The organism is Candidatus Wallbacteria bacterium, from assembly GCA_028687545.1.
GTDB lineage: Bacteria > Muiribacteriota > JAQTZZ01 > JAQTZZ01 > JAQTZZ01 > JAQTZZ01.
Map to the genome: position 1 here is coordinate 1 of JAQTZZ010000096.1, position 6257 is coordinate 6257.

General features: G+C 48.7%; 5 protein-coding genes. 1 reads left to right on the forward strand and 4 read right to left on the reverse strand.

Annotated elements, in window-relative coordinates:
* From PHW04_18895 to PHW04_18910, 4 genes are all read right to left on the reverse strand, one after another.
* A partial coding sequence (locus PHW04_18895; GenBank protein MDD2717962.1) for a class II glutamine amidotransferase occupies positions 1 to 619 on the reverse strand: 619 nt, incomplete at its 3' end.
* Between the two features lies 1 nt (position 620).
* Positions 621 to 1337, reverse strand: a complete 717-nt coding sequence (locus PHW04_18900; protein MDD2717963.1) for a pyridoxine 5'-phosphate synthase — start codon at positions 1335 to 1337, stop codon at positions 621 to 623.
* 162 nt (positions 1338 to 1499) lie between these two features.
* Entirely contained in the window at positions 1500 to 1982 is a 483-nt protein-coding gene (locus PHW04_18905; GenBank protein MDD2717964.1) for an adenosine-specific kinase, read from the reverse strand.
* A gap of 223 nt (positions 1983 to 2205) precedes the next feature.
* Complete coding sequence (locus PHW04_18910; protein MDD2717965.1) at positions 2206 to 3288, reverse strand: C1 family peptidase; 1083 nt, start codon at positions 3286 to 3288, stop codon at positions 2206 to 2208.
* A 125-nt stretch (positions 3289 to 3413) separates the two neighbouring features.
* Between PHW04_18910 and PHW04_18915 the strand changes: the two genes are divergently transcribed.
* Positions 3414 to 6101 carry a tetratricopeptide repeat protein gene (locus PHW04_18915; GenBank protein MDD2717966.1) on the forward strand — a complete coding sequence of 896 codons (2688 nt, stop codon included), beginning with the start codon at positions 3414 to 3416 and terminating at the stop codon, positions 6099 to 6101.
* Positions 6102 to 6257: the final 156 nt, after the last annotated feature.

Sequence of the window (6257 nt, forward strand, 5' to 3'; positions counted from 1 at the left end):
TTTTACGGGTGTGTTTCAGGACTGCAGTGATATCGGATGCCAGGAAATTCTCACCCTCTCCGATCCCGATGATCAGCGGGCTGCCATGTCTGGCTGCGACAATCCTGTCCGGCTCGCCCAGTGAGAGAACTGCGATTGCATAAGCTCCCTTGACTTCATTCAGGGCGGCCTTGATCGCGAATTCGATGTCTTCCTCGTAATAATCCTCGATCAGATGCACTATCACTTCTGTATCAGTCTCTGAAACAAAGACATGACCCCGTTCCATCAATTTTTCCTTAAGGTCGCGGTAGTTTTCGATGATCCCGTTGTGGACCAGTACCAGTTCGTGCGTGCAGTCAAAATGTGGATGAGCATTTACAAATGATGGAGCCCCATGAGTGGCCCAGCGGGTGTGCCCGATGCCGATTTTAGAATTGATCTCTCCAGTGATCAATTTCTCCAGGGCTGCGATCCTGCCTTCCTGTTTGATCACCTTGAGGGTATCCTGCCCTTTAACTCCTGCATCAATAAATGATACGCCGGCAGAATCGTATCCCCTGTATTCCAGCTTTTTCAGCCCCTCGATCAGTATCGGAACAGCTTTCCTCCCGCCTATATATCCGACAATTCCACACATTTCAAATTCTCCTGATCAATTTTTTCATTTCAGCCACTGCTGAAGGCAGTCCGGTCATGACTGCCTGCGCAACTATGGAAAAGCCGATATTGACTTCCGTGATCTCTTCAATGGTCCTGATCGCGGATACATTGCGATAATCCAACCCGTGCCCTGCGAAAACCAGCAGATGGCTGCGTCTGGCTTCAAAAGCCCCCTTGCGCAGGCGAGTCCATTCATCTTCACAATTCCCTGCGCGGAAAGCCCTGGCATAAGCTCCGGTATGCAGTTCAACGGCATTAGCGCCTGATTCGGCCGCTGATACGATCTGCTCGTATTCAGGGTCTATGAAAAGGCTCACCTGGATTTTCAGGTTTTGGAATCCCTTGACGACTTTTTTCAGGTCCTTGAGAGCCGCCTTGACATCCAGACCCCCTTCAGTTGTCACTTCTTCCCGCCGTTCAGGGACAAGCGTCACCTGATCCGGCTTTAATTCGCCTGCGATACCGATGGTCTCCGGATTGGAAGCCATTTCAAGGTTAAGTCTGGTTTTGATGAGCTTACGCAGCAGATGCAGATCCCTGTCCTGGATATGTCGCCTGTCTTCGCGCAGATGGCAGGTGATCCCGTCAGCGCCATGCAGCTCGCAGATCAGGGCTGCTGTAACAGGATCAGGCTGGTCTTCCCTGCGTGCCTGGCGCAGCGTGGCAATATGATCAATGTTGACACCAAGTTTCATACTTACTCCAACAACAGAAACTAATAAAAATCGATTGGGGTTATTAAGTTTTTAAGTTTATAAGATTGTAGTAATCAGAAGACAAATTCCTTTAACTTACAAACTTACCAACTTATTAACTTACCAACTTCCAAATCAGCATATTCCTATAACCCGGAATTGTCAAAGCTTGTACCCGATCTTCCTGAGAAATCCCTTCCTGTTCTCTATGTCAGTCTGGGTCTCTATACCCTTCGGGCTTTCCCCGTCTATCACCCCGATCACTCCCCTGCCGCCGTCTGCTTCCACCAGCAGGACAGTCACAGGATTGGCCGTAGCGCAGTAAATACCGCAGACTTCAGGGCAGGATTTCACCTGATTCAGGATATTGATGGGAAAGGCGTTTTTCAGGAAAATGATGAAAGTGTGGCCTGCTCCGATTTTTTGAAGGTTTGCTTCAGCAAGATTCTGCAGATCCTGATCATTTCCAGCGCTTCTGATCAGGCAGGGTCCGGAAGCCTCGGAAAAAGCCAGGCCGAATCTGATGGATGCCGAAGATCCGATGCAGAGTTCGTATAAGTCTTCCACTGATTTGATGAAATGGGTCTGCCCGAAAATAAAATTCAGTTCTTCAGGATTGTCGATTTTCACTTGCTGAATATCCAAGACTGCCCTCCTTGAATTCGTAATGACTGATTATCATCTGCACTAGAAAATGATAATTCTTTTCCAGTTCGATTGAAAGCTTCTCAGCTGTGTTTGAAAACGGCGGCCAGAATGGCCGCCGCTGTTGATGGAATTCCGATGCCTAGTTGATCGCTATCGATGTGGTAAGGTCGGTTTTGGATGATCGTCAGCCGATGGGCTCGGCCAGACCCCATCTGCTCTATCAATTCACCTTCAGGATATTGCTGTAAATATAGCCTGTTCTGCCGTCATCGAGAGTCACCCTGTACCAGTTCCCTTCCAGGCTCAGCACTTTTACCTGTGTCCCGTTTCTCAGCGCAGTAAGGATGGAATAGTTGGTGCCAGGGCCGCTTCTGACATTGGCGACGCCGTCCGAGGAACTGACTGTGCCGATCTGGATTGTTTCAACATTGTAGTCTATACAGGCGCTGTAGTTGCCAATGCCGGACTTGCCATACTGCACGTATGCCATGCCTCTGATCCCCCACCAGTCGCCCCAGGAATTCTTGATGATCCAGCTCTGATACTGGTCGTTCCAACCGATGATCACGATCGCGTGCTGAGTGCCTTCAGTGGCGTCGTGATTGTAAATGCCTCCTGAATAGAACTGGAAATTCGAGTCTACAGTCAGATGCGTATAAATCGGCCCGTACTGCATGATGGCACTTTTCATGGAGTCCACATCTGAACTCACTGTGTACCACATCTTGATTCTGCAGGTTCTTGGTACATTGGTGCAGGCGGTCTCCACTCCCTGATAGGGCAGGTCCTGCTCCAGAGCCAGGCCATTCTGCATCACCTGGGTGAGGGCCATGTAATTTCCGCCTTTGCAGCTGAAACCCATGGAATTGCAGGAAATCAGGTCCTGCTCAGACAGGTCGATGTTCTTATGCTCATTAATCAGGCAGCCGGCCTCAACTACTGCCGCACAAGCGAAAGCCCAGCATGATCCGCAATTTCCCTGGTACTTGACCGAAGTGACACAAGCTTTTTCTGTCCAGTCGAAATGGGACGGGACTTCCCTGCTCCTGTCCAGCGGAGCTGCCGGGCCCCTGTTGATTCCGCCTGCCGAAGCACCAGCCAGATCCTTGAGCTCCACATCGTCTGGCAGCGTATTCCTGTCCACTGTATATGTAGCTTTCTCGTTCTTGCAGATATCCAGCACTTTCTGGAACTCAGCGTCATTCTTCGATCTGATCGCGCGCTCTTTTACCCCGACTTCCTGGGAAGATACAGACATGGTCAGCGTCAGCGAGATCAGCAGTCCACAGACAGCTCTTTTCATTGATTCCCCCGTTATTTTATTAAGCCAAGAATAGCCTGGAGCTATACGTTCATCCAGTGAATAACTGTGAATAATTTTCCATGCACAGTTTGCCCTGCCAGATTGATTTGATTTATTATGTATTTATGATGCTTCCTTCACCACCTGCAGTATTCAAAGGCCGCGACAAAGAGCTTGATGTTCTGTCAGCAAAAATCCCTGCCGATAAAGTGCTGATTATTGCCGGAATCGACGGCAGCGGAAAAACAGCTCTTGCATCTTATCTAGCCCGGAAAATGCAGCAGGAAAAACAGAAAATCATCTGGGTGTCATGCGAAAACGGCTGGCAGAGCGGCGAAATGCTGGCAGCCCTTGTCCAGCAGCTGAAAGATCTTACCCTGGACCGGAAATACTCCGCCCTGTCATCAGCTCAATCCGAAGACATCATCAAAGCTTTGGACGAAAACTCGCTTCTTTTGTTCATCGACGATTTCCAGTTCGTGGAAAATTCAGATACTCTCAAATTCATAATAAATTCCTGCAGATACCTGAATACAGCCAGGATCATCCTGATCACTAATAAAAGACCTGATCTTTCCAGGTCTGACCTGGCTGAGATCTTTGAACTGCAGCTCACCGGACTTGCTAAAAATGATTCCCTGGCAATCCTTAAGGAAATGCTGCCGCACGATCTGAAACTCTCCAAACTCCAGGAAGACCGGATTTTTGATCTGACCAGGGGATATCCTTTTCTGCTGAAAATGTTCGCTGTTTTTTTAAAGATCGGGGAACATACAGTGGAAACCCTGCTGGAAGACTGTTCGGACTTTCGGCAGGAAGCTGGAGAAAAGCTTCTCAACAGCATCTGGGAAAAACTGACCGAAGACGAACGCTCTGCAATGCTGAAACTGTCCGTCTTACGTGTGCCGGTCCGGGCTGACCTCTTTTTTTCAAAAGCAGAGAAAAAGCATGTCAAATGCCTGTCCGACAGTTTCCTGCTGGAGATATCCGGATCAGGCATAGAGCTGCAGGTGATTCTCAAGGATTTCGCGCTAAAAAAGATTCCAGAAGCAGAATCTGGAAAATTTCAGCTGTCTGCAGCTGAGTATTTCTGCCATCCTGGTACCGAACCTGCCAGACAGATCGAGGCTTTTCATCATTTCGTAAAAGCAGGATGTGAAGAAAAAGCCGTAGACTTTCTGCTGACCATATCTGACAGCCAGCTTCTGTCAGGCGAAGAGACTGAAATTGTGCTCCATCTCCTGGAAGGTCTGATCCAGCGGAAAGCGAGCTGGCGATTCGACGAAATCCTCAGAGCACAGGCATTTTTTCTGATCCCTCTGAGAAAGTTCCAGGAGGCTGAAACTGTCATCAGGCTGATGGATGAAAGATCTCAGGCCTTTTTTAGTTCAAGGATCAAAGGCATGCAGGGTCTTTACGACGAAGCCATCGCAGGTTACAGGAAAGCACTTGCTCTCGGTTTCAGCGGACCTGATCTTCCGCTGCTCTATGCGAGCCTGGCATTCTGCCTCTCCAGCAATGACGTACCTGCCGAAACAGAGATTTACTACAAAAAAGCCCTGGCACTGGAAGAGGAGAAATGCCATGACCCGACACCGTCCAAAGCCCGCATTCTGCTGGCGTATGGCGTGTTTCTGGATCAGATCAACCGGCCCTACGAAGCTCTGGCCTGCATGGAAAAAGCGGAAGTGATGCAGAGAAAACTGCCTGCGTTCAGGGACCTTTCCAACACTCTTTACCAGAAAGCGGCACTGAACTCCAGGATGGACAAATTGGAGCAGGCTGAAGCGGAAATCCGGGAATGCGAAGAACTCAAATTGAAATTCAGGGAGAATTTTTACCTGATCTATATCCGATCCCTGCAGGCATTCATCCATTTCCAGAGAGAAGAATGGGAACAAGCTCTTGAACTTAAAAATCAAGCCCTGGAATTGTCCAGAAAACTCGGATTGACTCATCAGGAGACATATTTTTTTGCCTTCTTCGGTGAAATCTACATGAGAATGGGAGATCTGGACAAAGCCGAAATGTATCTCAGGAAAGCCCTTGAATCCAGCAAAGCCAGACAGGATGAACTGCACAGCGCGGAAGTCGGACAGTCAATGGCTCTGTACCTGCTGTTCCGCGGCAGGACAAGTGAAGCCCTGGAATATCTCACTCAGGCCAGGGACTTCGCTCTGAAAAACGGAAACCAGAAACTGGCCGCATCTTCGCAGTTTTACCTGTCCATCGCCCTGGAACTGACTGGGGATGAATGCTTTTCGGAGTTTAGAAAAGCCGCTGAAAAGCTGATCCTGGAACTGAGCGGAAGCGACAGAGTCAAGTTCGAGTCTGACCTGAACTGGTTTGCAGACCATATCCGCCAGGCAGGAAGCGGAAATTACACGGTAATCACGCAAAAAGACGGAAAAAAGCAGGTTTCAGCCCTGGAAATCGGCAAAATCTCTCAGAAATCCTCCGAATTCGAGATTTTCGTGGATTTTGCGAACAGGATTCTGAGAGTGGATGGAAAAGATATCGATTTTTTCAGCAAGCGCACCCTGCTGCCGCTTTTCACAGCATTTGCGACCCAGCCAGGAAAATCCATTGGCACTGCTGAACTGTTTTTTATCAACTGGGGACGCAAATTCGACCCCGAATATGACGGTATCAGCGTCAGAAAGGCGATTTCACGGCTGAGAGCCATGCTGGACAAGAAAAACAAGGACCGTTTCATCTGCTCATCAGACCAGGCTGGATATTATCACTTCAATGATCGCTGCGATTACTACATAATCCTGGAAAATCCTGACACAGACATCAGAATCACCTAAACCTTGAGCTTGAACCATCTCTCAGTATTCTGTATACTACCTTCCTCTCAAAGATTGAGGAAGTTATGCTTTTTGATTTCCTGTGGAAGAAAAACAAGAAAACCGAAGAGCCGGAGCTGAACCCGCAGCCGGAATCGGAAATTGATAAAACTTACC

Excerpts from the sequence above, each read along its gene's own strand:
- PHW04_18900 (MDD2717963.1), bottom strand. The coding sequence starts at position 1,337 with ATGAAACTTGGTGTCAACATTGATCATATTGCCACGCTGCGCCAGGCA.
- PHW04_18910 (MDD2717965.1), bottom strand. The coding sequence starts at position 3,288 with ATGAAAAGAGCTGTCTGTGGACTGCTGATCTCGCTGACGCTGACCATG.
- PHW04_18915 (MDD2717966.1), top strand. The coding sequence starts at position 3,414 with ATGATGCTTCCTTCACCACCTGCAGTATTCAAAGGCCGCGACAAAGAG.